This window comes from Chelativorans sp. YIM 93263 (assembly GCF_028767125.1).
Classification (GTDB): Bacteria; Pseudomonadota; Alphaproteobacteria; order Rhizobiales; family Rhizobiaceae; genus Chelativorans.
Map to the genome: position 1 here is coordinate 203197 of NZ_JAKCWP010000002.1, position 23297 is coordinate 226493.

Sequence of the window (23297 nt, forward strand, 5' to 3'; positions counted from 1 at the left end):
TTGCAGTTCAAGGCGACGAACTGCGCCCGTTAACACGCAGCTCTCTCGTTCGCCAGATTAGCGGATCGGCGGTGCGTAGTGCAGTCCGCCGTTGGTCCACAAGGCGTTCATACCGCGCTGGATGTTAAGCGGCGTATCGGGACCGACATTCCGCTCGAAGATTTCGCCGTAATTGCCAACCGCCTCTATGACGTTGACCATCCAATCGTTCTCGAGGCCGATGTCCTCGCCGAACGTTCCGTCCACGCCAAGAAGACGGCGAATAGACGGGTTGTCGGAATCCATCATCTCCTCGACGTTGTCCTGCGTAACGCCAAGCTCCTCGGCGTTCAGCAGGCCAAAATGCACCCACTTGACGATGCTGAACCACTGCTCATCGCCCTGGCGGACGACGGGGCCAAGCGGCTCCTTGGAGATGACTTCAGGAAGAATGACATGCTCGTCCGGATTCGCCAACTCGAGGCGCGTGGCATACAGGCCGGAGGCATCCGTCGTCAGCACGTCACAGCGGCCCTGCTCGTAGGCAGCGTTCACATCTGACTGGGATTCGATGACCACCGGGTTGTATTCCATATTGTTGGCCCGGAAATAATCGGTCAGGTTGAGCTCGGTCGTGGTGCCGCTCTGCACGCACACCGTGGCGCCGGAGAGTTGCAGAGCCGAGGTGACATTCAGGTCCTCGCGGACCATGAAACCCTGGCCGTCATAGTAGTTCACGCCGACAAAATTGAGGCCCAGCGTGGTATCGCGGGTCATCGTCCAGGTCGTGTTCCGCGCCAGCACATCGATCTCGCTGTTCTGCAACGCGGGAAGCCGCTGAACGGCCGAAAGCGGCGTGTACTCGACCTTGCTGTCATCGCCTTCGAAGATGGCTGCCGCGATCGCTTTGCAGTAGTCGACGTCTAGCCCCTGCCATTCGCCCTGATCGTTCTGAGAGGCAAAGCCCGGCAGCCCCGTGTTGACGCCGCACCTCAGCTGACCGGCATCACGGACGTCATCGAGCGTGGCAGCGGACGCCGGAACCGCAACGAGAGCGACAGCGGCTGTGCCGAGCAATGCCTTGATGGAACTGTTCATAGTTGTTGACCCCTTCTGTAAGTTTACAGGGCTGATTTCCCCTGTTGATTTTGCGCGGAAGCGGGTAGATCCCCTTCCCGGAGTCCAGACCCAGGCTCCCTCTCCCAAACACCGGCCCATCGAATGACATTATTTCTCCCCGGTCAAGAGCGAATACAACGGTTGCGCGAACTGTCCGTGAATGGCTTGTGAAAGCTTTGCGGAGACATTATGCGGAGAGTTTTCCGGGATACCAATGAGGCTGCTGACATGGCGGGAAACAGGGAAGGCGACGGGATAAACACACGGCTCGCCCACATCGGCAACGATCCGCACGAATACCATGGGTTCGTTAATCCGCCCGTGGTTCACGCGTCGACCGTTCTCTTCCCCGACGCCGCGACGATGCGCTCACGCAATCAGAGATATACGTACGGCACGCGGGGTACGCCGACAACGGAAGCCCTCGCGCAGGCCATGGATGAGCTTGAAGGATCCGCCGGCACCGTTATCGTACCCTCGGGCCTAGCAGCGGTTTGTGTGCCCTTGTTCGCGTTTCTGTCGGCGGGCGACCACGCCCTCATCGTTGATTCGGTTTATTATCCCACGCGAAATTTCGCCGATACGATGCTGAAACGTCTGGGTGTGGAAATCGAGTATTACGACCCCCTGATCGGCGAAGGCATTTCCAAGCTTCTGAAGCCGAACACAAAGGTTGTCTTTACCGAATCGCCCGGCTCGAACACGTTCGAAATTCAGGACATTCCCGCAATCGCCCAATCCGCACATGCGGCAGGCGCCGTGGTCATGATGGACAACACATGGGCGACGCCGCTTTTCTTCAAGCCTCTTGATTACGGCGTGGATATCTCTATCCATGCCGCAACCAAATATCCGGCGGGGCATTCCGACGTGCTTCTGGGCACGGTGTCGGCAAACGAGTCCTGCTGGAAAAGGCTTTTCGATACATTCTCCACGCTCGGTGCCTGCGCCGGACCGGATGACGTCTACCAGGTTCTGCGCGGGCTTCGGACCATGGGCGTCCGGCTTGGCCACCATCAGCAAAGCGCGCTGGAGATTGCCCGCTGGCTTGAAGGGCAAAGCGGCATTGCCCAGGTGCTCCATCCCGCACTCGAATCGCATCCCGGTCATGCGCTCTGGAAGCGTGATTTCTCAGGTTCCAGCGGCGTGTTCTCGTTCGTGCTCGATAGTGGAGAGCGCGAGGCACATGCGTTTCTTGACGCGCTGGAGATCTTCGGTCTCGGCTACTCGTGGGGCGGTTTTGAAAGCTTGGCGGTGCACGTTTCCCTTGACGACCGAACGATGGAACCGTCCTACTCTGGGCCCGTCATTCGCCTCCAAATCGGCCTGGAGGACCTCAAGGACCTCAAGGCGGATATTACCAGAGGCCTTGTTGCCGCGGGCGTGCAGTCCGCTTAAGGGTCTTTCTCGGAACGTTGGATAAGCTTTATGAAAATCGCCACCTGGAACATCAACGGCATCAAGGCGCGGATCGACAATCTGCTGCACTGGCTGGAGGACGTTCAACCCGATATTGTCTGTCTCCAAGAAATAAAGTCGGTGGACGAGCAGTTTCCTCGCGAGCCCATTGAGGCGCTTGGATACCACGTCGAAACGAATGGCCAGAAAGGTTTCAACGGCGTCGCGCTCCTTTCGAAGCTGCGCTTTGACGAAGTTAGCCGCGGGCTTCCGGGCAATGACGGCGACTTGCAGGCTCGCTTCATCGAAGGTGTGTTTTCAACCGAAAAAGGTGCGTTAAGGGTTGCTTCGCTTTATTTACCGAACGGCAATCCGATCACCAGCGAGAAGTTCGAGTATAAACTTGGTTGGATGGAGCGGCTGGAGGAATGGACTAAGACACGCCTGGTGCTGGAAGAACCGCTGGTTCTGGCGGGGGACTATAATGTCATCCCTGAACCCCAGGACGCAAAATCGCCCGATAACTGGACCGGTGACGCTCTTTACCAGCCGGAAAGCCGTCAAGCCTTCCGCCGCCTTTCCTATCTGGGTCTCACGGACGCCGTTCGCGCCGTTACGGATGCGCCGGGGGTTTATTCATTCTGGGATTATCAAGCTGGCGCGTGGCAAAAGAACAACGGCATCCGTATCGACCATCTAATGCTCTCACCCGAAGCGGCGGACCGTCTGGTCGCCGCTACAGTTCATAAGCATACACGGGCTTGGGAAAAGCCTTCTGACCATGTACCGGTCATTATGGAGATGGCGGCTTAGCGCCTATTCGATCCCGTTGGTCAGGTAATCCTCCGCAAGGGCGATCGCCGTACGCCGGTCGGATTCACCGACAAGCGCAAAGGCCTCTTCCTGCATGGTCCGGATCCAGCCCGTATCAGAAGGAGAGGCTCGTTCGAGAGCCGTTGTCATCAGCGCCAGCCCACGCACGACATGACCGCTGTGGAAAAGAAGGTTCCCAAGCGTGGCCTGTGCTCCCGCATGTCCCTTCTCCGCTGCAAGTTGCAGCCACCGAGCGGCCTGCTGCACGTTTCTCGCCCCGCCCTCGCCTTGAAGAAACATCTGGCCAAGCTCGAACTGCGCGTTTGGATTGCGGTAGGTGGCCGCCGCGCGCATATAATATTCTCGCGCAGCGGCGGGATTGGCCGTGACTGGGGCGTCAGGAATGCCGGTCCTCAGATATCCGGCAATCGCGACCAGCGCATCGGATACATAGCTTTCTTCGTGGCTGCCCGGCGGTACATCCTGACGGGCAACCTCGGAAAAGAACCTGAACGCCTCGTAATCGTTGCGAGTGACTCCATCACCCTCGGCATACATGCGACCGAGTTTCCAGCGCGCACCGACCTGGCCGTTTTCAGCGGCGTAGCGGTAGGCTTCCACGGCCTCCTCTTTTTCACCGCGTTCATACGCTGAGAATCCGGAGCGAAACACCGCCAAAGGGCTCTGCCCCTCTTGTGCGACGCTTTCGCCATCGAACGCACCTGCCGGGGCCCCGCCCGCCAGGACGAGGGTAACGAAAAGCGCTCCGCTCGTTATGCGTTCAAATATCTGCATAGCAGTGGGTTTCTTTCTCACCGCCCGGATGAGTTACTGCGCCGTAGCGAGCTGAACCCACCGTCTGCGCATATTTCCAGATAGCGCCCGACTGATAGTCAGTCTCGCGCGAGGTCCATTCCTTGCGCCGGGTCGCAAGTTCCTCGTCGCTCAGATCGACGGTGATCGTCCCTTCAACGGCATCGATCGTAATGATATCGCCGTCGCGCAGCAGCCCGATCGGACCGCCGACCGCGGCTTCCGGTCCCACATGGCCGATGCAGAAGCCGCGCGTAGCGCCGGAGAAGCGGCCGTCCGTGATGAGAGCCACCTTGTCTCCCATGCCTTGGCCGTAGAGCGCTGCGGTGGTTGCAAGCATCTCGCGCATGCCAGGACCGCCCTTCGGTCCTTCATAGCGGATGACGAGCACCTCCCCTTCCTTGTAGCTGCGCTCCTTGACCGCTGCGAAGCACTCCTCCTCGGAATCGAAACAGCGCGCAGGTCCGGAAAACTTGAGATCCTTCATGCCTGCAACCTTCACGATCGCGCCGTCGGGAGCCAGGTTGCCCTGCAGGCCGACAACACCACCCGTCGGCGTGATCGGCTGATTGGCTGGGCGCACGACGTCCTGATCGTCGTTCCACGGTACGCGCTCCATGTTCTCGGCGATAGTGCGGCCGGTCACCGTCATGCAGTCTCCATGGAGATAGCCGTGCTCCAGAAGCGTCTTCATCAGAAGCGGAATGCCGCCCGCCTCGAACATATCCTTCGCGACGTATTTTCCACCTGGCTTCAGGTCCGCGATGTAAGGCGTCTTCTTGAAGATCTCGGCGACATCGAAGAGGTCGAACTTGATGCCCGCCTCGTGGGCAATGGCCGGCAGGTGCAGCGCGCCGTTGGTCGAACCGCCTGAAGCGGCGACAACGGCCGCAGCGTTTTCGAGCGCCTCACGGGTAACGATATCGCGCGGTCGGATTTGCTTCGCGACAAGTTCCATAACCTTTTCGCCCGAGGCGTAGTTAAAGCGGTCGCGCATCTCGTAAGGTGCCGGCGCGCCGCAGGAATACGGCAGCGCTAGGCCGATCGCCTCAGCGACAGTCGCCATCGTGTTAGCGGTGAATTGGGCCCCGCAAGAGCCGGCGGACGGGCACGCTGCCTGTTCGATCTCCGTCAAGTCGTCGTCGGAAATCGAGCCGACCGAGTGCTGGCCGACGGCCTCGAAGACGTCCTGCACTGTGATCTGACGACCGCGATAAGAGCCGGGCAGGATCGAACCGCCGTAGATAAAGACCGAGGGGACGTTGAGCCGCACCATCGCCATCATCATACCGGGTAGCGACTTGTCACAGCCGGCCAGGCCGACCAAAGCATCGTAGCAATGGCCGCGCATGGTCAGTTCGACGGAATCGGCGATCACCTCGCGCGACACGAGCGAGGCTTTCATGCCCTGATGGCCCATCGCGATACCGTCGGTCACGGTGATGGTCGTGAACTCGCGTGGTGTACCGTTTGCGGAGGCGACGCCTTTTTTTACCACCTGAGCCTGACGCATCAGCGAAATGTTGCAGGGAGCGGCCTCATTCCAGCACGTCGCAACACCGACCAGCGGCTGGTCGATCTCTTCACGGGAAAGTCCCATGGCGTATAGATACGACCGGTGCGGGGCACGAGATGGCCCTTCCGTAACATGACGACTGGGCAGTTTTGCTTTCGAAATCGCTCGAGCGTCCATGATCACCTAATGCTGCGAAAACGCAGCCTCTCTCTTCCGACACGCTTCTTCATTGTGGCGCGCCAAGCATATTGCGTGCGCCGGGTTTATGGCGGGAAATTGACGTCGTCCCCCGCCGCCCTTGTAGCGCATTGTATGTTTTATGACTGTTGCCGATTCGCCACAGATCGTGTGGATGTAGAGCCGCCGACCGACATATGCGAAAGCCGGCGAGACAGTTTCTACCCGATGGTGAAGTTCCCGGCTCAGCGAACGAAGGTTACGAACTCGTCCAGATCTGCGCGCTCGCTGCGCAGGCGGTTTTCGGGTTTGGAGCTATCCTCGTAGCCGAGAGCCATCCCGCAAACGACCACCTCCTCATCCGGAATTCCGAGAATGGGACGGATAAACCGGTGATATGGAGCAAATGCCGCCTGAGGGCAGGTGTGCAGTCCCCTCGCCCGCGCAGCGATCATGATCGACTGCAAAAACATGCCGTGGTCGACCCACGATCCCTTGTTGAGCCGCCGATCGATGGTGAAGATCATGCCGACCGGTGCATCGAAGAACACGAAATTGCGATCATGCTGAGCTCGCATGCGCTCCACCTCGCGACGGCCGATCCCAAGAAGCCGGTAGAGCGCATAGCCGACCGCGCGGCGCCGGCTGAGGTATGGCTCGAAGAACTTGTCCGGATAATATTTGTATTCGTCCCAGACTACCTTTTCCGGACGTATGCCGGAGGAAAGGATGGCCTCGGAAAGCCTTTCCTTCGCCTTACCGGTGGTCACATACGCCTTCCAGGGCTGCATATTCGTGCCGGATGGCGCGCGCGAGGCGACGCGCAGAATGTCCTCGATGGACTTTTCATCAACTGCGTCGGGTAAAAAAGCACGGACAGAGCGACGTGACGTAATGGCCTCATCAACGAGCACCGCGGCCTTCGCGTCCGTTCTTCTCTCGTCCGGTGCCAACATGCTGTCGTCCTCGGGGTCGGCCGGCCTCAAAGCGGTGCTCACGCCGGCGCCGCGTGAAATTCCCACTTGATTTTTTCATACAGGCCGGTTTGATGAATATCCAGAGGGAATTTTCATAATGTCCACGCCTCTTTCCGACAGCGCCGAGCCGGACCTTAAAGGAAATGCTCTACGCCTTCTCGCTGGCGATATTCGGCGCTTGCGAAAGGCACGCGGTCTGACTTTGGCAGGTTTGTCCGCACAGCTTGGGCGCTCTGTCGGATGGCTCAGCCAAGTCGAACGGGGGATCTCCCTGCCGAGCCTGGCCGACCTCAAGGCTTTGGCCAATCACTTTCGAGTTCCGGTCAGCTTCTTTCTCAGCCCTGATGAGAAGGACGAGGGTGAGGCACAGGTTGTAGTTCGCGCACATAGGCGCCGCCGCCTTGCCGCCGGCCAGATGGGCGTGATGGAGGAATTACTCTCGCCCGATCTGGGCGGTCGCTTCAAGATCATCCGCTGCGAGTTTGCAAGCGGAACCGCTCAGGCGCAGCCGCGCAAGCGCACAACCGAGGAAGCCGGCTATGTGGTGTCAGGCAGTTTCGAGCTCGAAATCGCCGGTCGCTGGTATCAGCTCGAGGAAGGCGACAGCTTCCGCGTCCGCGAGGAGACGTATTGCTGGCGCAATCGCGCCGACGCCCCGGCGGTGATCATCTGGGTCGTCTCTCCACCTGTTTACTGATCTCATCGCCCGAAACGCTGCGGGCTTGACAATTCCCACGCATTGACGGATCGCCTTGGCTGGACAATTCTCGATTGGGGAACCGCATGCCGAAGCCTTCAAAACGCATTTCCGGGCTCATGCCTTCCGGCAAGAACGGCTGGGAAGTTCATATTGAGGCGATGACGCGCAAACAAGCCGGTGAGGACATTCTTATGCTGTCCGTCGGCGATCACGATTTCGATACACCCTCACCCACGATTGAAGCATGCGTGGACGCACTGCGGAGCGGCTATCATCATTATATCCAACTTCCCGGGCTCCCCCGCTTAAGGGACGCTTTGGCCAGGCTTTCCACCCGGTGCACGGGCGTCGAGACGTCATCGGAAGAGGTCATCGTTACCCAAGGCGGACAGGGGGGCCTGTTCGCCACCTGCCAGGCATTGCTGGACCCCGGCAGTCATGCCATCATCATATCTCCCTATTACGCGACCTATCCGGGCACGATGCGTGCCGCCGGCGCAACCGTTACCGAAGTACCGGCTTATGCGGAGGATGGCTTTGAGCCGAGGGCGGACGCCATTGCCGATGCCATCCGACCGGAAACGCGCATGATCCTGATCAATTCGCCGAATAATCCGACAGGGGCGGTCTATTCGCGCGAAACTCTGAAAGCGATCGCCGAACTCTGCCGCCGTCACGACCTATGGCTGGTTTCGGATGAGGTTTACTGGACCTTTTGCGCCGGCCGTGAACACATCTCTCCCCGTTCGCTCCCCGGCATGAAGGAACGAACCATTGTCGTGAACTCGCTCTCCAAAAGCCACGGGATGACAGGCTGGCGGGTTGGTTGGCTCACCGCCCCTGCGGAAATGATTGAGCAACTCACCGCCCTGAACCTCGTCTCCAGCTATGGTCTTGTGGATTTCGTTTCCCGCGCAGCGATAATAGCTGCGGAAAACGATGCCGGTGTGCAGGAGATTGCAGCGCGCTATGGCGCACGCCGACAAATTTTCCTCGAGGCGATCGGTGACCTCGAAGGCGTTACCGTTCGCGGATCGGACGGCGGAATGTATGTCATGCTGGACATCTCGCAGATAGAGCGCGATGCCGAAGCGTTCGCCCGGGCACTGTTGGAAAGCGAGAAGGTGGCGGTTATGCCGGGGCCCAGCTTCGGAGAGGCCGCACGGGGTCACATTCGTATCTCCATGACTCAGGAGGAGCCGGTACTGCGCGAGGCAGCCGGCAGGCTATGCCGCTTCATCGAGGCCGCAGGGAGCCGGGAGGCGGCGGAGTAACGGCTTCAGCGCCGCAAGCGCAACCACCAGTCGTTCCGATCTCTCGTATCCACTTCGCAGGTGTAACCGATTGCGCAACCGGCAGCATCACGCGTGTCAACGTAAGCGCGCCTGGTAATATAGCCGATAGGGCAAAAACGTTCGCTGGAGACGAATCGATCATACGTATGGCGACCAGTGGTCAGAACAGCTGCGCCCTGTTGTCGTACGAGCGAACGTGCCTCTCCGCAGCTCATGTTCCGCACATCCGGACGGCCTTGTGCCTGTGCGAACAACGGCGAGAGGACCAGCAATCCAAGTCCCAGGGCGAAATATTTAGAGAAGCCATTCATATTCAACTCCATTTTGCCCCTTGCCGAATAGGTGAAACGGTTTTATCTGCGGCGAGATTCGGCCGTCGGGCATTTTCCTGTACTCACCGCGGCGGTTTCCTTCAGATTTGGCCGATCATGGCATAGCATCGCCCTGGCCGTGTCTAAAGATTCAGCGATTCCGTATTTTTAAGAATAATATGGCCGGAACACCTGCTCCTTTAATATCGTTCGATCTCGCGGAACTGGATCCGGAGGGCACAGCGCTTTTCCTGGATTTCGACGGAACGCTGGCCGATTTTGCCGAACGGCCAGACGCTGTTTCGGTTCCGCTTCCTACACGCAAGGTGCTAGCCCGCCTTGAAGAAAGCACGAGCGGAGCGCTGGCCATAGTGACGGGACGGCCAATAAACGATATCGACCGCTTTCTGGCTCCCCTTCGACTGCCCGTTGCCGGTGTTCACGGGCTCGAGCGGCGGACCGCGGAAGGTAAAATCAGTACCGAAGCAGTGGATGAGCACGTAATCTCGTTGATCGCCGGCAAGCTGAAAGAGTTTACCGATCGGAATCCTGGAACAGTGTTTGAGACCAAACAGGGGTCGATTGCGCTTCACTTTCGCCAACGCCCGGAGCTTGCCGAGGCTTGCTCAGAAACGGTGCATGAAGCCGTTGGTGACCTGAAGGGTTTACATATCCTGCCTGGTAAGATGGTGATCGAAGTCAAAAGCGGACGTGCAACAAAGGCTGATGCAGTCGCCGCGTTCATGGAGGAATCTCCGTTCCGCGGCCGCCTGCCACTTTTTGCGGGGGACGACGTGACCGACGAAGACGCCTTTCATGAAATTGCGCGAGAGAACGGCGTATCCATCAAGATCGGCAATGGAGACACCGCCGCAGGGTACCGCAGCGAAAATACCGACGCTTTTCGCAAATGGCTCGGGCGGCTGGCAGATAATTTCGACGCTCGGCAGTTGACAAAACAAGGTTCATAATCGTGACGACACTCAACCTCGGCGCCGTAGGAAATTGCGGGTTCTCCGCCCTTATCGATCCGAAAGGACGCGTCGTATGGTGCTGCCTTCCCCGTTTCGACGGCGACCCCGTGTTCAATACTCTTCTTGCCGGCGTGGAAGATCCCGATGAGGGCATGTTTTCCATAGAGCTTGATGGACTGGTCGAAACCGAACAGTCCTACGACCCAAAGACCGCGATCCTGCGCACGCGCCTGCACGGTTCGTCCGGTTCTCTGGAGATCGTCGATTTCGCGCCGCGTTTTTTCTGGCGCGATCGCATTTTCCGTCCGCAAACGCTTATACGCCGGCTGCGCCCCATTTCCGGAACGCCGCGTATCACGGTGCGTATGCGCCCGACTTTCGCCCATGGAACCGTGCGCCCGCAGAAGACGCGTGGCTCCAATCATATCCGTTATGTCGGGCCTGATATGACACTGCGGGTGAGTACCGATGCGCCTCTTGATTACGTTATCGATGAGACATCCTTCAATCTGACAACCCCTGTGGATTTCATTCTGGGTCCAGATGAAACGATTGAAGGCGACGTCACCAATACGGCGCATGACTTCGAGGAGCGCACCTGCAAGTACTGGTACAATTGGGTGAGCAGTCTCGCCCTGCCCTTCGAATGGCAAGAAGCGGTGATCCGGGCGGCCATAACGCTGAAACTTTGTACCTACGAACCGACGGGCGCGATTATCGCCGCTATGACCACAAGCATACCCGAAGCACCCGACAGTGGCCGCAATTGGGATTATCGTTACTGCTGGGTGCGTGACGCATTCTTCGTGGTGCGCGCGCTGAACAGCCTTGGCACCGTCCAGACAATGGAAAACTACTTCCGCTATCTGATGGATTTGGTGGCGGATGCGGACGGCGGCCACATTCAACCGGTCTACGGAATTGGCCGAGAAAGCCAGTTGACCGAGAGCATTCTCGACAATTTCTCTGGCTACCGCGGCATGGGTCCGGTGCGCATCGGCAACCAGGCCTACGAGCATTACCAGCACGATGCCTATGGAAATGTCATCCTCGGAGCTGCGCAGATCTTCTTCGATAAGCGCATTCAGATGAAGCCCAGCCTATCCGACTTCCAGCTTCTGGAAGTGGCCGGAGAGCAAGCATACAAGCTTCATAACACGCCCGATGCAGGCATGTGGGAACTCCGGTCACGCTCGCGCGTTCATACATCTTCGAGCTTGATGTGCTGGGCTGCCTGCGATCGGCTGGCTCATATCGCTTCAAGCCTCGGAGAAAATGCGCGTGTTCGCTACTGGCGAGAGCGGGCGGAGGAGATCAGGCAGCGCATTCTGACCGAAGCATGGTCGGAGAAGCGCAAGGCCTTTGTAGAAAGCTTTGGTGGTAACACTCTCGATGCAAGCATCCTCCTGATGGCGGAAGTCGGCTTCATAGATCCCCGTGATCCGCGCTTTGTCAGCACGGTGGACCAGCTCGAAAAGGCGCTCGCGACCGGTCCTTATATGAAACGCTACGAAGCCGCCGACGATTTCGGACCGCCGGAAGTCTCCTTCAACATCTGTGCGTTCTGGCGTCTTGATGCCTTGGCCAGAATCGGACGGGATGAAGAAGCACGCGAGATCTTCGAGGCATTGCTGGAAACCCGCAACAGTCTCGGGATGCTCTCCGAGGACACGCACCCCGTCACCGGAGAAATGTGGGGGAATTTCCCACAGACCTATTCGATGGTAGGTATTATCAACGGTGCCAGAAGACTATCGAAACCTTGGGAGAGCGTCGTGTGAACAGGCTTGTCGTCGTATCCAATCGTGTCGCCGACCTGAAGCGATCCACACAGGCTGGCGGTTTGGCTGTCGGTCTTGCGGATTCGTTGCGCAGCCGCGGTGGAGTTTGGATGGGATGGGACGGCCAGACCCTCAAGTACGAGGAAGAACCGGAACCAAGAATCCAGCGGATTGGCGACGTTACGCAAGCCACCATCCCGCTTACCGAGCAGGATTATGTTGAATATTACCTAGGCTTTGCCAATCGCGTGCTGTGGCCGTTGTTTCACTATCGGCTGGATCTGGTTGAATACAAGACCGCCTTTCTCGAAGGCTATCGCCGGGTCAATGCCAAGTTTGCGAATGCGCTAACCTCCGTTCTACAGCCGGACGACGTAATCTGGATTCATGATTACCATTTGATTCCGTTAGCTGCCGAACTGCGGCAACGTGGGTGCCAGCAGCGCATCGGTTTCTTCCTGCATATTCCCTTCCCGCCACCGGAGATATTGGCGGCGGTTCCGCGGCACCGCTGGCTGGTTGAAAGTCTGCTCGAGTTCGACGTCGTCGGCTTTCAGACGAATACCGACCTGGGAAACCTGCACCATTACGTCGAGGACCATCTCGGTTGCGAGATCAAATCCGACGGCCGGATTGATCTCGGCACGCGCGAAGTCATCGGGGGCTGCTTCCCGATAGGAATCGATGTCGATTCTTTTGTGGGTATGGCCGAGCAACCCAATGAGGAAGTGCAGATCGAGATGAAGCGGCGCGAAATCTTGGGCCGCCGCCAAGTTATCGGCGTCGATCGCCTCGACTACACAAAAGGGCTTCCGGATCGCCTGCGCGCTTTTGCCCGGCTTCTCGAGCTCTACCCCGAGATGCGTAAATCGGTGGCGCTCATGCAGATCGCCACTCCCACGCGCGAAGAGCTCGAAGCCTACATCGATATCCGCAAGGAGCTGGAGGCGTTATCAGGGGAAATCAACGGGCGCTTCGCCGATTTCAACTGGACGCCCGTCCGCTACATTCACGGTACGGTGCCGCGCGATGCGCTGGCCGCCCTATTTCGCGCCAGCCAGGTGGGTTTTGTTACTCCCCTGCGTGACGGTATGAATCTCGTCGCGAAGGAATACGTTGCCGCCCAAGCCATGGACGATCCGGGCGTCCTCGTCCTGTCCAAGTTCGCTGGCGCAGCGGAGGACATGCGCGAGGCATTGATCGTCAATCCGTACGATGTGGACGATATGGCACGAAACCTCTGCCGCGCGCTTACCATGCCCTTGGCTGAGAGGCAGGACCGGCAGAAGGCGCTCATGGAGCGCATTCGCGAACACGATTCCGCCTATTGGCTCAGTACGTTCATGGCGGCGCTGGAGGATGGAAAGACGAAGGAAACCGCCTGAAGCTCTGTCAGTCTTTTTTCTTCGGCAGATCCTTCCGTTCCGTCTCAGCCATTTCTTCCAGTTCCTTCTCACTCATGGATTCTTCCATGCTGCGGGAGGCGCCCTTCAGCTTCGACTTTGGTGTTTCACCACGTTTCGCCGAGAGCGCGGCCCCCGCGGCCTTCTGCTGTTGTTTGGATCTAGCGGGCATCTCAGCCTCCATCTCTGTACTGTTATCTGGAAAAGTGGTGCAGGCCACTGAAAGTTCCGTGCTTTTCGGGAACATGTCGACGCCGCGCCGTGTTCTTCCGCCAAACCAGCGAAGAGGCACTGCCATGAGCGACAAAACACTTCCGGAACAACACCAGGATCACCAGCCGGGCGACGAGCACGAAATGAATCCGCGTCCGGATTACTCGCCGCGTTACCGCGGCTCGGAACGTCTAAAGGACAAGGTTGCCGTTATTACCGGCGGAGACTCCGGAATCGGCCGCGCCACGGCCATTCTGTTTGCTCGTGAGGGCGCGAAAATCGCTTTCCTCTATAAAGATGAGGAGGAAGACGCAGCCGAAACAACAAGATTGGTGAAAGACGAAGGCGGCGAAGTCTTCTCGATGGCTGGAGACATCGGCGATCGCCAGTTCGCGGAGCGTTTCATCAACGCCGTCCTCGATCACTTCGGCAAGATCGATGTTCTGATCAACAATGCGGCCGAACAGCACTACCAGAAAGAACTGACGGACATCTCCGACGAGCAGCTCAAGCGCACCTATGAGACCAACATTTTCGGCATGTTCAACATAACGCGTGCAGCTCTACCCCGCCTGGAGAAAGGCGCATCAATCATCTGCACCACGTCCGTAACAGCCTATAAGGGCCAACAGGTGCTGATGGATTACGCCTCCACAAAGGGAGCGATTCTCGCCTTTGTTCGCGCATTGTCGGGAAATCTCGCATCGAAAGGCATTCGTGTGAACGGCGTCGCGCCAGGCCCCATATGGACACCGCTCATTCCCGCATCATTTCCCGCCGACTCGGTAGCCGAGTTTGGAAAGAACGTGCCGTTGGGCCGTCCGGGTCAACCGAATGAGGTTGCACCCTGCATGCTGTTTCTGGCCTGCGAGGATTCCTCCTACATGACAGGGCAGGTCTTGCATCCAAACGGTGGAACACTTGTGGGAGGGTAGTGCCCTCCCCTTCCTCTAAGCCGCTTCGGCGGGCTGTTCGACCACTATATCTTCCCGGCTCCGGCTCGCCGCTTCCTTGGCCTGTGCGATACTCGCCCAGGTGATGATTTCGAAGCGACCGTCAAAGCCTTCCACAAGGGCCGTACAGCTCTCCACCCAGTCGCCGGTGTTCATATACCGGACGCCGTCGATGTCCTCCATTGCCGCATGATGAATGTGGCCGCAGATGACGCCGTCAACTTCGAGCCGCCTGGCTTCCTGGGCCAGCACATTCTGGAACGTGGAGATGAACTGCACCGCCTTCTTTACCTTCACCTTCGCCCATGAAGAAAACGACCAGTAAGGACGGCCAAGCAGTCGCCGGAATACACTCACCAGGCGGTTGATAACGATTGCTACGTCGTAGGCCCTGTCGCCGAGATTGGCGAGCCAGCGGGCATTGTGCACGACCGCGTCGAACTGATCGCCATGAATAACTAGGAAGCGCTGACCATCGGCCGATTCATGAATGGCCCGGTCGGCGACGACGATCCCCCCGAAATGAACGCCCTGGAATGCCCTTAGGAACTCATCGTGGTTCCCGGCGATATAAATGACCTTTGCGCCCTTGCGCGCTTTGCGCAGCAGTTTCTGCACGACGTCATTGTGCGCCTGCGGCCAATGCCATGAGCGACGCAGGCGCCATCCATCCACGATATCGCCGACCAGATAGATCGTCTCCGCGTCGTGGTAGCGAAGAAAGTCGATAAGATACTCCGCCTTGGCCGGTTTGGAGCCAAGGTGAGTGTCGGAAAGAAAAATCGTGCGATGGAATCGGGGCGTGACAGGCATATACGATCATCCGTTCATGCGGGCACGCCCCCTATGCCTTGATTCATGTCACAGGCATGTGACGGTTGCCTCGACGAGCGGCTACAGGTAGACGAGCAGGAGAACTCTCGCTGGGGGAGAAACGATGAATCTTGGTATTGAAGGGCGCAGCGCAATTGTTTGCGCCTCGAGCCGCGGTCTGGGACGCGGATGCGCCATGGCGCTGGCGGAGGCCGGCTGTAATCTGGTGGTGAATGGACGCGATCCGGACTCATTACAAGTGACAGCGCAAGAGATACGCGACCGTTTCGGCGTTTCCGTAGCGGAAGTCGCAGCTGATGTTTCCACCGAAGACGGGCAAAAGGCCTTGCTCGACGCCTGTCCTTCGCCCGACATTCTGGTGAACAACAATGGCGGGCCGCCGCGCCGCGGCTTCCACGAACTCTCGCGCAACGACATGCTTGAGGGCGTGACGCAGAACATGGTCACCCCGCTGGAGCTCATTCAGGCGGTGATTGACGGGATGTCACAACGAGGCTTTGGCCGGATCGTCAACATCACTTCACTTTCCGTCTACATGCCGATTCAGGGGCTCGATCTTTCTTCGGGCGCCCGCGCCGGTCTTACTGCATTTCTCGCCGGCGTGGCGCGTGAGGTCGCCGACAAGAACGTTACGATCAACAACATACTGCCTGGAAAAATGGACACTGAACGTCTGCACGCGGGCATTCGCTACGGTGCGCAAAAGGCGGGAATGACCTACGATGAGCAGGCAAAGCAACAAGCGGCACAAATCCCCGCTCGCCGTTTCGGGACGGCTGAGGAGTTCGGTCAACTTTGCGCCTTCCTGTGCTCTGTCCATGCCGGTTACCTGACCGGTCAGAATTTTCCGGTAGATGGCGGGCTTTACACGAGCGCGTTCTGACGATCTCATCCCGTCTGCGGGGCTGCTGCTCATAGAGGAGGAATGTCTTGAAACTCTTGCGTTTTGGCAACAAGGGCTCGGAGAAGCCGGCTGTTATTCACACCGACGGAAGCATTCGCGACGTCTCGTCTCTCGTCGCTGATTATACGCCGGAAACCGTTTCGCCGGCCCTGGCGCGTATCCTCTCCACCGCAGACATCGAGTCTCTGCCGCAAGTCCCGCAGATGACACGGATTGGTGCGCCGCTTGCCCGCACGGGCCATTTTATCGCAATCGGCCTGAACTATGCCGACCACGCCGCCGAGTCGAACCTGCCGGTACCCTCCGAGCCTATCGTGTTCTCCAAGGCGCCGAGCTCGCTCTCGGGTCCAAACGACGACGTTATGCTGCCAAAAGGCTCTGCCAAAACCGACTGGGAAGTGGAACTTGCCATCATCATCGGCGAACGCTGCGATTATGTTTCGGAGGAGAATGCACTCTCCCACGTCTTCGGTTATACGATCTGTAATGACGTATCCGAACGGGAATACCAGGCCGAGCGCGGAGGTCAGTGGATCAAGGGCAAGAGTGCGCCGACCTTCGGGCCTCTCGGTCCGTGGATCGTAACGCCGGATGAAGTAAACGATCCGCAGAACCTTGATATGTTTCTCGACGTCAACGGCGAACGAATGCAGACGGGCAATACGAAGACGATGATCTTTTCCGTCGCGCATATCATCTCATATCTTTCCCAGTTCATGATTCTTGAACCGGGTGACGTCATCACAACGGGTACACCGCCCGGTGTCGGCATGGGCAAGACCCCACAGGTCTTCTTGAGAGCGGAAGACGAAATGCATCTGGGAATCACAGGGCTAGGCGAACAACGCCAGCGCGTGATCACCCGATAATCTCCCGAAAACACGGGCAGCAGCAACTCACGGAGCAAATAGTCGTGAAAAATAAGGACAAGGAATCCGAGCTTGACGAAGCTGCCCTTTTTTTCCACCGTTACCCCATTCCGGGGAAATTAGGCATCCACTCAAGCAAACCTCTTGGTAACCAGCGCGACCTGGCACTTGCCTATTCGCCCGGCGTGGCCGCACCGTGCCTCGAAATCCGCGACGACCCGAAAGCGGCTGCGCTTTACACGACTCGCGCCAACCTTATTGGTGTCGTGTCGAATGGCTCCGCTGTGCTGGGGCTCGGGAACATCGGCCCGCTGGCATCAAAGCCGGTGATGGAAGGCAAGGCCGTCCTCTTCAAGAAATTCTCCGATATCAATGTCTTCGATGTCGAGATCAACGCGCCCGGTATCGATGAGATGGTGGAAACGGTTGCAGCGCTGGAGCCTACCTTCGGCGGCATCAACCTCGAGGATATCAAGGCGCCGGAATGCTTCGAGGTGGAAGAGCGGCTGAAGGAGCGGATGTCCATTCCGGTCTTTCACGACGATCAGCACGGCACCGCGATCATCGTCGCGGCCGCTGTTCTCAACGGGCTGGAGCTTGCTGGAAAAGATATTGCCACGGCCAAGATCGTCACTTCCGGCGCGGGTGCCGCCGCCCTCGCGTGCCTCAACCTGCTGGTCCAGCTCGGCGCACAGATCGAAAATATCTGGATTACCGATCGCTACGGCGTCGCCTATCGTGGCCGTGTCGAGGAGATGGATCGCTGGAAAGAGCCTTACCTCAAGGACACGGACGCGCGCACGCTAGATGAAGTTATAGGCGATGCCGATGTGTTTCTCGGGCTTTCCGCGGCCGGCGTGCTCAAGCCCGAAATGTTGTCGAAGATGGGGGACAAGCCGCTGGTCCTGGCGCTCGCGAATCCAATACCGGAGATCATGCCGGAGGTCGCGCGCGAAGCCCGCCCGGATGCCATGATCTGCACTGGCCGCTCCGATTATCCAAACCAGGTCAATAACGTCCTCTGCTTCCCCTACATCTTCCGTGGTGCGCTCGACGTGGGTGCCACCGCAATCAACGAAGAGATGAAGCTGGCGGCCGTACGGGCCATCGCTGCACTCGCGCGCGAAGAGCCTTCCGATGTCGCCGCCCGCGCCTACTCCTCCGAAACGCCGATATTCGGGCCCGACTTCCTCATTCCCTCTGCATTCGATCCACGACTCATCCTGCGGATCGCGCCGGCCGTCGCCGAGGCTGCCATTAAATCGGGTGCGGCAACCCGGCCGATCGAAGACATGGATGCCTATCTCGACCGGCTGAACCGTTTCGTCTTCCGCTCCGGCCTGGTGATGAAACCTGTCTTTTCTGCCGCCAAGCAGGCGGGTAGGAAACGCGTTATCTATGCTGACGGCGAGGACGAGCGCGTGTTGCGCGCGGCTCAGGTCGTGCTCGAAGAAGGACTCGCGGAGCCGATTATTATCGGTCGCCCACAGGTCGTTGAAACGCGACTTGAACGTTACGGGCTAAAGATCCGGCCGGGCAAGGATTTCGAGATCATCAACCCGGAAGACGATCCGCGCTATCGCGCTTATGTCGACCTACTCATCCGCATTGCCGGCCGGCGTGGTGTTACCACCGAGGTAGCACGCACGTTGGTGCGGACGAACACTACGGTCATCGCCGCCCTGGCCATGATGCGCGACGAGGCGGATGCGATGATCTGCGGTCTGGAAGGTCGTTTTGAGCGGCATCTGCGCTATGTCGAAACGATCATCGGTCGGCGCGAGGATGTACGTGACCTTTCTGCCTTGTCTCTGTTGATCACCCAGCAGAACGTCATGTTCTTCACCGATACCTATGTCACCCTCGACCCGACAGCAGCCGAGATCGCCAAGATGACGGTGCTCGCGGCAGAGGAAATCCGCCGCTTCGGTATAGACCCCAAGGCGGCACTGCTCTCGCACTCGGATTTCGGGTCCCGCGATTCACATAGCGCCCTTAAGATGCGCGAGGCTTTGAGCATCCTGCACAGCGAACATCCAGAGATATCGGTCGATGGTGAAATGCATGGCGATTCCGCCCTGTCCGAGACCCTGAGGCAACGCGTCTTTCCCCATTCCGCGTTGAGCGGTGAGGCAAATCTTCTCGTCTTTCCCAACCTTGACGCAGCCAACATCACCCTGACGACAGTCAAGGCGATGACGGACGCACTCCACGTCGGTCCGATCCTCCTCGGTGCGGCGCGCCCGGCTCACATCCTTACCCCATCCGTTACCTCGCGCGGAGTGGTGAATATGACGGCTCTTGCCGCTGTCGAAGTCCTGCAAAGCTAGCTAATCAAAATCGATCCGCATCAAGCTCACCGGCGCTGCTATAACTTGTCGTTAATGTTTCTACCACAGGATGCATATGCCGTTGATGAAACGAAAAGTTGCACCGGCGAATGGGAGGGGTGAGAAGAATGGCTTTAGCTCATTCTGGGGGTGCGGATGGGCCTTTCAAAAGCGACTCCTGTTTCTGCAGCCGCTTTGGCTCTGTCCACGATAATTTTCTTATCGCTGACCGCCGATACGTCTGCTCAATCGCGTGTGTGCCGCAACCTGCAAGCGCAGCTGTCTGCGGTGTCGAGCGGCGGTGGTCGATCGGGTGCAGCGATCGCCAGCTTGAAACGTAAGCTCGATCAGGCTCGCAGTACTGCCCACCAGAAGCGATGCGGCGCTCTTTTTGGCAAGCGCAGCCAAGAGTGTTCCGCCCTCAACGCATCGATCCAGCGCATGTCTGGTGAACTTGCCTCACTGCAAAGCGGTCAGTCCACAGGTGGCAGCGCCGAGCAACAACGTCAGCAAATTCGCGCAAAAATGCGGGCGAATGGATGCGGTCAGCGTACCACGAAGAAGCAGGCCCCGGCGCAACAGAAAGCAGCAAAGCCGAAACGGGCACCGGCGCAACAGCAAGCCGCAAAACCGAAGCAGACACAACCCCAAGCGCCCGCAAGACGGGGTAAGACGTACCGCACAATGTGCGTGCGTTTATGCGACGGCTATTATTTCCCGATTTCCTTCTCCGTGCCGAGAGAGCACTTCGAACGCGACGAGGAGACATGCCACAAGCGCTGCCCGGGCACGGACGTGGCCCTTTATGTTCACCGTCCGGGCGAGGAAAGCGACCAGATGATCTCCTATCGCAATGATGAACGTTATCAGAAACTCAGCACCGCTTTCTCTTACCGTCAAAGCGGCTTCCGGCCGAGCTGTGGCTGTTCACCGGCCACCTCGGACCTTTCCGTTGCCATGGATGACAAAGAAGACAGACCCGGCCTGAGCATGGAAACAACCGCAGCCCTCCGGCCTTCATCTGATGAGGACGGACAAATATTGGATGTACCCATACCTCAGCCAGCGCCTCGCCGGCCGAGCGAGCCGCAAAAAGTCTCCGCCGAACCACGGCAGCTGCCTCCGCCGGAGGAGCGGCAAGTTAGGCTTGTCGGGCCAAAATTCCTTCCCGATCCATCAGAGGTAATAGATCTGCGAGATCCGGACCGGCTTCCCGTCCAGTGAGCGCGATACGCAACGGCTTGAACAATGCCTTGCCCTTGCGCCCCGTGTCGGCCTTCACTTGGCTTGTCCAGTTGCGCCAGGTATCGCGATCCCACGGTTCCGGCGGCAGCAGATTCAACGCGACTTGAATGAACTGACGGTCTTCCTCCGGAAGGTCGACCTCTCCCGGCCCTTCAGTAACAATGTCCCACCAGAACCGCGCTTCGTACACTGTCTCCAGATTCCCGCGAACGGCGTACCAGAACGCCTCGATCTTCGGCCCGGTAATGCCCAGCGCCTCAAGCCGTGGCGCGACCTCCGAAAATGACATCGCGTGAACCAGGCTGCGGTTCAAGATCCGAAGCTCAGTCGGATCGAACTTGGCAGCCGAGCGGGAACTGGAAACGGGGTCGAAATGCCCTGCGAGCTCCTCCATATCGTGGCAGGCCGAGACCGCCTCCGAGGTGCCGATTAGGACCGCAAGTGAGGAGACTGCCATCGGCTCGATGCCGTCTTCCCGGAGACCCGCGATCGACAGTGAGCCCGTACGCTTCGAGAGCCCCTCACCTGTCGTTGTCGTCAGAAGATTGTGGTGGCCGAACTCCGGCGCCTCAGCGCTCAGAGCCTCAAAAAGAGCAATCTGCGCGCCGGTATTCGTCACGTGGTCATCGCCACGGATCACGTGGGTCACCCCCATCTCGATGTCATCGACCACAGACGGAAGCGTGTAGAGATAGGTCCCGTCACCACGGATCAGCACCGGATCGGACATCGAGGCGAGGTCGACGCTCTGCGGGCCTCGCACGACATCGTCCCACTGAACCTCGGTGCGGCGCGGCGCCAGCGGATCGCCATCATGGTTGGGCAGCAGGAAACGCCAGTGCGGCTTTCGTCCCTCAGCCTCGAGTGCAGCCTTTTCCTCTTTCGACTGCTTCAGTGCCTCGCGGCCATAAACCGGCGGCAAGCGCCGCGACAGCCGAATCCTCCGGCGGCGCTCCAGCTCCTCCGGCGTGTCGTAACAAGGATAGAGCAGCCCCTTCTCCTTTAACGCATCCACCGCGCGAGCGTAGCGTTCGAACCGCTCGGACTGGTACGCGACCATATCCGGCGCAATGCCCAGCCATTTCAGATCGGATACGATCTGCTCTGCGAAGGCCTGACGGGACCGCTCGGCGTCGGTGTCATCGAAACGGAGAATGAAACACCCGCCCGCCTTTTTTGCAAAAAGCCAGTTGAACAGCGCGGTACGCGCATTGCCTATGTGAATCTGCCCCGTCGGTGACGGCGCGAAGCGGACTGTTACACTCATGGCGTCGAGGTACCGGAGGCTTCGCCCGTTTGCAAGGCTCGCGCGGCCAGTCGACGCGATACGAATAGCATGAGAACCGCGGCCGCAAGGCAATAGAGCCCCATCATCGCGATCTGCAGCGTATATGAAACACCGAGATCGATCAGAAAGCCCGTAAGTCCAGGGCCCATCGCTGTGGCAAAGACCAGAATAGCCACCGTGATCGCACGCACGGCCCCGAGATACCGGGTCCCGTAAATTTCCGGCCACAGGGCACCGAACAAGGTCTGCGAAAAGCCGTACGAAATGCCGAGCAGAACCATGAACGCAAAACCACTCCACTGCGCTTCAAAATAAGCGAGTACGAGACAGGCCAGCCCCAAGGGCACGAGGAACGAGGGCAACAATGCAACGGCCGAAAAGCGGTCAATCAGTTGTCCTGCAATAAGTGAAAAAATAACCGTCGTCACCGCCAGGAAGGGGAAGAAGGACACGAATACTTCCAGCGACCACCCGCGAATTTCAACGAGGTAGACCTGATGGAAGAAAATGGTCGTGCTGATGAAGCCCGGGGCCATGACTCCCAGAAGCAGCGGATAAAACAGAGCATCCTTCAGAACCTCACCGCGCGTCCATTCGTGGGCGGCGGTCACGCGCGGCTCCGGATCACTCGACCGCGGCATCCGTTCCACCGCCATAAGCCAGGTGATGACCGGCAGCGCAAAAATCAACAATGCCGCCGCGCCGATCAACCATCCGTTGCGCCAGCCCACCAGAGAGGCCAGCGCCACGAAAGCAATGGGCAACAATGCTTCGCTGGTGTTATGCCCCAGTACCGAGATGGAAACGGCGCGCCCGCGCTGAGCGGAAAACCACCGCCCCATCGCTGTAAGGGCGTTCTGCGTCATCATTCCCTGCCCGAACAGGCGAAGCAGATAGATAGTAATACAAAGGACCGCGATGGAGCTGGACACCGACATGGAAACGCACGCGAGCGCCAGCATGGGCACGATGATAAGCGTCACCTTCCTGGGCGAATACCGGTCCACGATCTGCCCGAAATACGGCAGTGTCAGCGCACTGGCGAGCGTCGCCACCATGTAGAGAATCCCGAATCCACCGTGAGAAAGCCCATACTCTTCCCTGATATTTCCGGCGGACAAGGAGATAAAAAAGGTCTGCCCGAATGACGAAAAGAAAGTGAGCAAGAAGCCACCGGCGAGCCAGCGGGCGTTCTCGCGAAGGAAATATATAAACGCCATTGATGATCTCTGTGGGAGGTGCGGTCGGGAGCCGCAACGGATGCCGGAATCGACGCGCCAATATCGTAAACTCTATTCGAAACAATGCAAGGCGCGCAGCAGTTCCGCGGATTTAACGCGCTTGGCCGCAAGAACGTAGAAGAGACCTGCCGCTGAACATTTGGGTGAGCGACGCTAGAATCTGC

20 protein-coding genes are annotated in these 23297 nt (G+C 58.6%); 12 read left to right on the plus strand and 8 right to left on the minus strand.

Features of this window, described 5'->3' with window-relative positions; translation table 11 throughout:
- Positions 1-57: 57 nt before the first annotated feature.
- A complete protein-coding gene (locus tag LY631_RS05160; protein WP_274424063.1) occupies positions 58-1077 on the minus strand; it encodes an amino acid ABC transporter substrate-binding protein in 1020 nt (339 codons plus the stop codon).
- A 249-nt stretch (positions 1078-1326) separates the two neighbouring features.
- On the opposite strand from LY631_RS05160, the gene LY631_RS05165 reads away from it, so the two are divergent.
- Together LY631_RS05165 and xth are read left to right on the plus strand one after the other, a co-directional pair.
- A complete protein-coding gene (locus LY631_RS05165; RefSeq protein ID WP_274424452.1) occupies positions 1327-2496 on the plus strand; it encodes a cystathionine beta-lyase in 1170 nt (389 codons plus the stop codon).
- A 30-nt stretch (positions 2497-2526) separates the two neighbouring features.
- The gene (gene xth / locus LY631_RS05170; protein ID WP_274424064.1) at positions 2527-3309 is read left to right on the plus strand and encodes an exodeoxyribonuclease III; all 783 of its coding nucleotides are present in this window, start codon (positions 2527-2529) and stop codon (positions 3307-3309) included.
- A 3-nt stretch (positions 3310-3312) separates the two neighbouring features.
- Here xth and LY631_RS05175 read toward each other — a convergent pair whose 3' ends face one another.
- The 3 genes from LY631_RS05175 to LY631_RS05185 all read right to left on the minus strand — a co-directional run bounded on the left by LY631_RS05175 (position 3313) and on the right by LY631_RS05185 (position 6771).
- The gene (locus LY631_RS05175; RefSeq protein ID WP_274424065.1) at positions 3313-4104 is read right to left on the minus strand and encodes a tetratricopeptide repeat protein; all 792 of its coding nucleotides are present in this window, start codon (positions 4102-4104) and stop codon (positions 3313-3315) included.
- Complete coding sequence (gene ilvD / locus LY631_RS05180; RefSeq protein WP_274424066.1) at positions 4091-5815, minus strand: dihydroxy-acid dehydratase; 1725 nt, start codon at positions 5813-5815, stop codon at positions 4091-4093. Before ilvD ends, LY631_RS05175 begins: the two co-directional genes overlap by 14 nt.
- Before the next feature lie 245 nt (positions 5816-6060).
- On the minus strand, positions 6061-6771 hold the full coding sequence (locus LY631_RS05185) for a nitroreductase (protein WP_274424067.1): 711 nt from the start codon (positions 6769-6771) through the stop codon (positions 6061-6063).
- A gap of 118 nt (positions 6772-6889) precedes the next feature.
- On the opposite strand from LY631_RS05185, the gene LY631_RS05190 reads away from it, so the two are divergent.
- The 5 genes from LY631_RS05190 (at position 6890) to LY631_RS05210 (ending at position 13238) form a co-directional block, all read left to right on the plus strand.
- Entirely contained in the window at positions 6890-7489 is a 600-nt protein-coding gene (locus LY631_RS05190) for a helix-turn-helix domain-containing protein (protein ID WP_274424068.1), read from the plus strand.
- A gap of 86 nt (positions 7490-7575) precedes the next feature.
- Entirely contained in the window at positions 7576-8766 is a 1191-nt protein-coding gene (locus LY631_RS05195; protein WP_274424069.1) for a pyridoxal phosphate-dependent aminotransferase, read from the plus strand.
- A gap of 439 nt (positions 8767-9205) precedes the next feature.
- A complete protein-coding gene (gene otsB, locus LY631_RS05200) occupies positions 9206-10069 on the plus strand; it encodes a trehalose-phosphatase (protein ID WP_274424070.1) in 864 nt (287 codons plus the stop codon).
- A gap of 2 nt (positions 10070-10071) precedes the next feature.
- A complete protein-coding gene (locus LY631_RS05205) occupies positions 10072-11853 on the plus strand; it encodes a glycoside hydrolase family 15 protein (RefSeq protein WP_274424071.1) in 1782 nt (593 codons plus the stop codon).
- The gene (locus LY631_RS05210) at positions 11850-13238 is read left to right on the plus strand and encodes an alpha,alpha-trehalose-phosphate synthase (UDP-forming) (protein ID WP_274424072.1); all 1389 of its coding nucleotides are present in this window, start codon (positions 11850-11852) and stop codon (positions 13236-13238) included. Before LY631_RS05205 ends, LY631_RS05210 begins: the two co-directional genes overlap by 4 nt.
- A 7-nt stretch (positions 13239-13245) precedes the next feature.
- Here the strand turns inward: LY631_RS05210 and LY631_RS05215 are convergent, their stop codons facing one another.
- Positions 13246-13428 (minus strand): DUF3008 family protein, encoded by a 183-nt coding sequence (locus LY631_RS05215; protein ID WP_274424453.1) that lies wholly within the window; start codon positions 13426-13428, stop codon positions 13246-13248.
- Positions 13429-13552: 124 nt separating this feature from the next.
- Between LY631_RS05215 and LY631_RS05220 the strand changes: the two genes are divergently transcribed.
- The gene (locus LY631_RS05220) at positions 13553-14404 is read left to right on the plus strand and encodes an SDR family oxidoreductase (protein ID WP_274424073.1); all 852 of its coding nucleotides are present in this window, start codon (positions 13553-13555) and stop codon (positions 14402-14404) included.
- A gap of 15 nt (positions 14405-14419) precedes the next feature.
- Here the strand turns inward: LY631_RS05220 and LY631_RS05225 are convergent, their stop codons facing one another.
- Entirely contained in the window at positions 14420-15235 is an 816-nt protein-coding gene (locus LY631_RS05225) for a UDP-2,3-diacylglucosamine diphosphatase (RefSeq protein WP_274424074.1), read from the minus strand.
- 124 nt (positions 15236-15359) lie between these two features.
- Between LY631_RS05225 and LY631_RS05230 the strand changes: the two genes are divergently transcribed.
- The 4 genes from LY631_RS05230 to LY631_RS05245 all read left to right on the plus strand — a co-directional run bounded on the left by LY631_RS05230 (position 15360) and on the right by LY631_RS05245 (position 20583).
- A complete protein-coding gene (locus LY631_RS05230) occupies positions 15360-16139 on the plus strand; it encodes an SDR family oxidoreductase (protein ID WP_274424075.1) in 780 nt (259 codons plus the stop codon).
- Positions 16140-16186: 47 nt separating this feature from the next.
- Positions 16187-17029 (plus strand): fumarylacetoacetate hydrolase family protein, encoded by an 843-nt coding sequence (locus LY631_RS05235; protein ID WP_274424076.1) that lies wholly within the window; start codon positions 16187-16189, stop codon positions 17027-17029.
- Positions 17030-17067: 38 nt separating this feature from the next.
- On the plus strand, positions 17068-19359 hold the full coding sequence (locus tag LY631_RS05240; protein ID WP_445082852.1) for an NADP-dependent malic enzyme: 2292 nt from the start codon (positions 17068-17070) through the stop codon (positions 19357-19359).
- A 156-nt stretch (positions 19360-19515) separates the two neighbouring features.
- On the plus strand, positions 19516-20583 hold the full coding sequence (locus tag LY631_RS05245) for a DUF2865 domain-containing protein (protein WP_274424078.1): 1068 nt from the start codon (positions 19516-19518) through the stop codon (positions 20581-20583).
- On the opposite strand, the gene gltX is transcribed toward LY631_RS05245, so the two are convergent.
- Both gltX and LY631_RS05255 read right to left on the minus strand, forming a co-directional pair.
- Positions 20501-21871, minus strand: a complete 1371-nt coding sequence (gene gltX, locus LY631_RS05250) for a glutamate--tRNA ligase (RefSeq protein ID WP_274424079.1) — start codon at positions 21869-21871, stop codon at positions 20501-20503. The two genes, LY631_RS05245 and gltX, sit on opposite strands and share 83 nt — an antisense overlap.
- Entirely contained in the window at positions 21868-23112 is a 1245-nt protein-coding gene (locus LY631_RS05255; RefSeq protein ID WP_274424080.1) for an MFS transporter, read from the minus strand. The genes gltX and LY631_RS05255 overlap by 4 nt, the downstream gene beginning before the upstream one ends.
- Positions 23113-23297 lie beyond the last annotated feature (185 nt).

What these genes read in the sequence shown, in the direction of transcription:
- LY631_RS05220 (WP_274424073.1), top strand. Translation starts at nt 13,553, where the DNA reads ATGAGCGACAAAACACTTCCGGAACAACACCAGGATCACCAGCCGGGC.
- LY631_RS05225 (WP_274424074.1), bottom strand. Translation starts at nt 15,235, where the DNA reads ATGCCTGTCACGCCCCGATTCCATCGCACGATTTTTCTTTCCGACACT.
- xth (WP_274424064.1), top strand. Translation starts at nt 2,527, where the DNA reads ATGAAAATCGCCACCTGGAACATCAACGGCATCAAGGCGCGGATCGAC.
- LY631_RS05165 (WP_274424452.1), top strand. Translation starts at nt 1,327, where the DNA reads ATGGCGGGAAACAGGGAAGGCGACGGGATAAACACACGGCTCGCCCAC.
- LY631_RS05190 (WP_274424068.1), top strand. Translation starts at nt 6,890, where the DNA reads ATGTCCACGCCTCTTTCCGACAGCGCCGAGCCGGACCTTAAAGGAAAT.
- LY631_RS05255 (WP_274424080.1), bottom strand. Translation starts at nt 23,112, where the DNA reads ATGGCGTTTATATATTTCCTTCGCGAGAACGCCCGCTGGCTCGCCGGT.
- ilvD (WP_274424066.1), bottom strand. Translation starts at nt 5,815, where the DNA reads ATGGACGCTCGAGCGATTTCGAAAGCAAAACTGCCCAGTCGTCATGTT.
- LY631_RS05175 (WP_274424065.1), bottom strand. Translation starts at nt 4,104, where the DNA reads ATGCAGATATTTGAACGCATAACGAGCGGAGCGCTTTTCGTTACCCTC.
- LY631_RS05230 (WP_274424075.1), top strand. Translation starts at nt 15,360, where the DNA reads ATGAATCTTGGTATTGAAGGGCGCAGCGCAATTGTTTGCGCCTCGAGC.
- LY631_RS05245 (WP_274424078.1), top strand. Translation starts at nt 19,516, where the DNA reads ATGGGCCTTTCAAAAGCGACTCCTGTTTCTGCAGCCGCTTTGGCTCTG.
- LY631_RS05215 (WP_274424453.1), bottom strand. Translation starts at nt 13,428, where the DNA reads ATGCCCGCTAGATCCAAACAACAGCAGAAGGCCGCGGGGGCCGCGCTC.
- gltX (WP_274424079.1), bottom strand. Translation starts at nt 21,871, where the DNA reads ATGAGTGTAACAGTCCGCTTCGCGCCGTCACCGACGGGGCAGATTCAC.
- LY631_RS05160 (WP_274424063.1), bottom strand. Translation starts at nt 1,077, where the DNA reads ATGAACAGTTCCATCAAGGCATTGCTCGGCACAGCCGCTGTCGCTCTC.
- LY631_RS05195 (WP_274424069.1), top strand. Translation starts at nt 7,576, where the DNA reads ATGCCGAAGCCTTCAAAACGCATTTCCGGGCTCATGCCTTCCGGCAAG.
- LY631_RS05185 (WP_274424067.1), bottom strand. Translation starts at nt 6,771, where the DNA reads ATGTTGGCACCGGACGAGAGAAGAACGGACGCGAAGGCCGCGGTGCTC.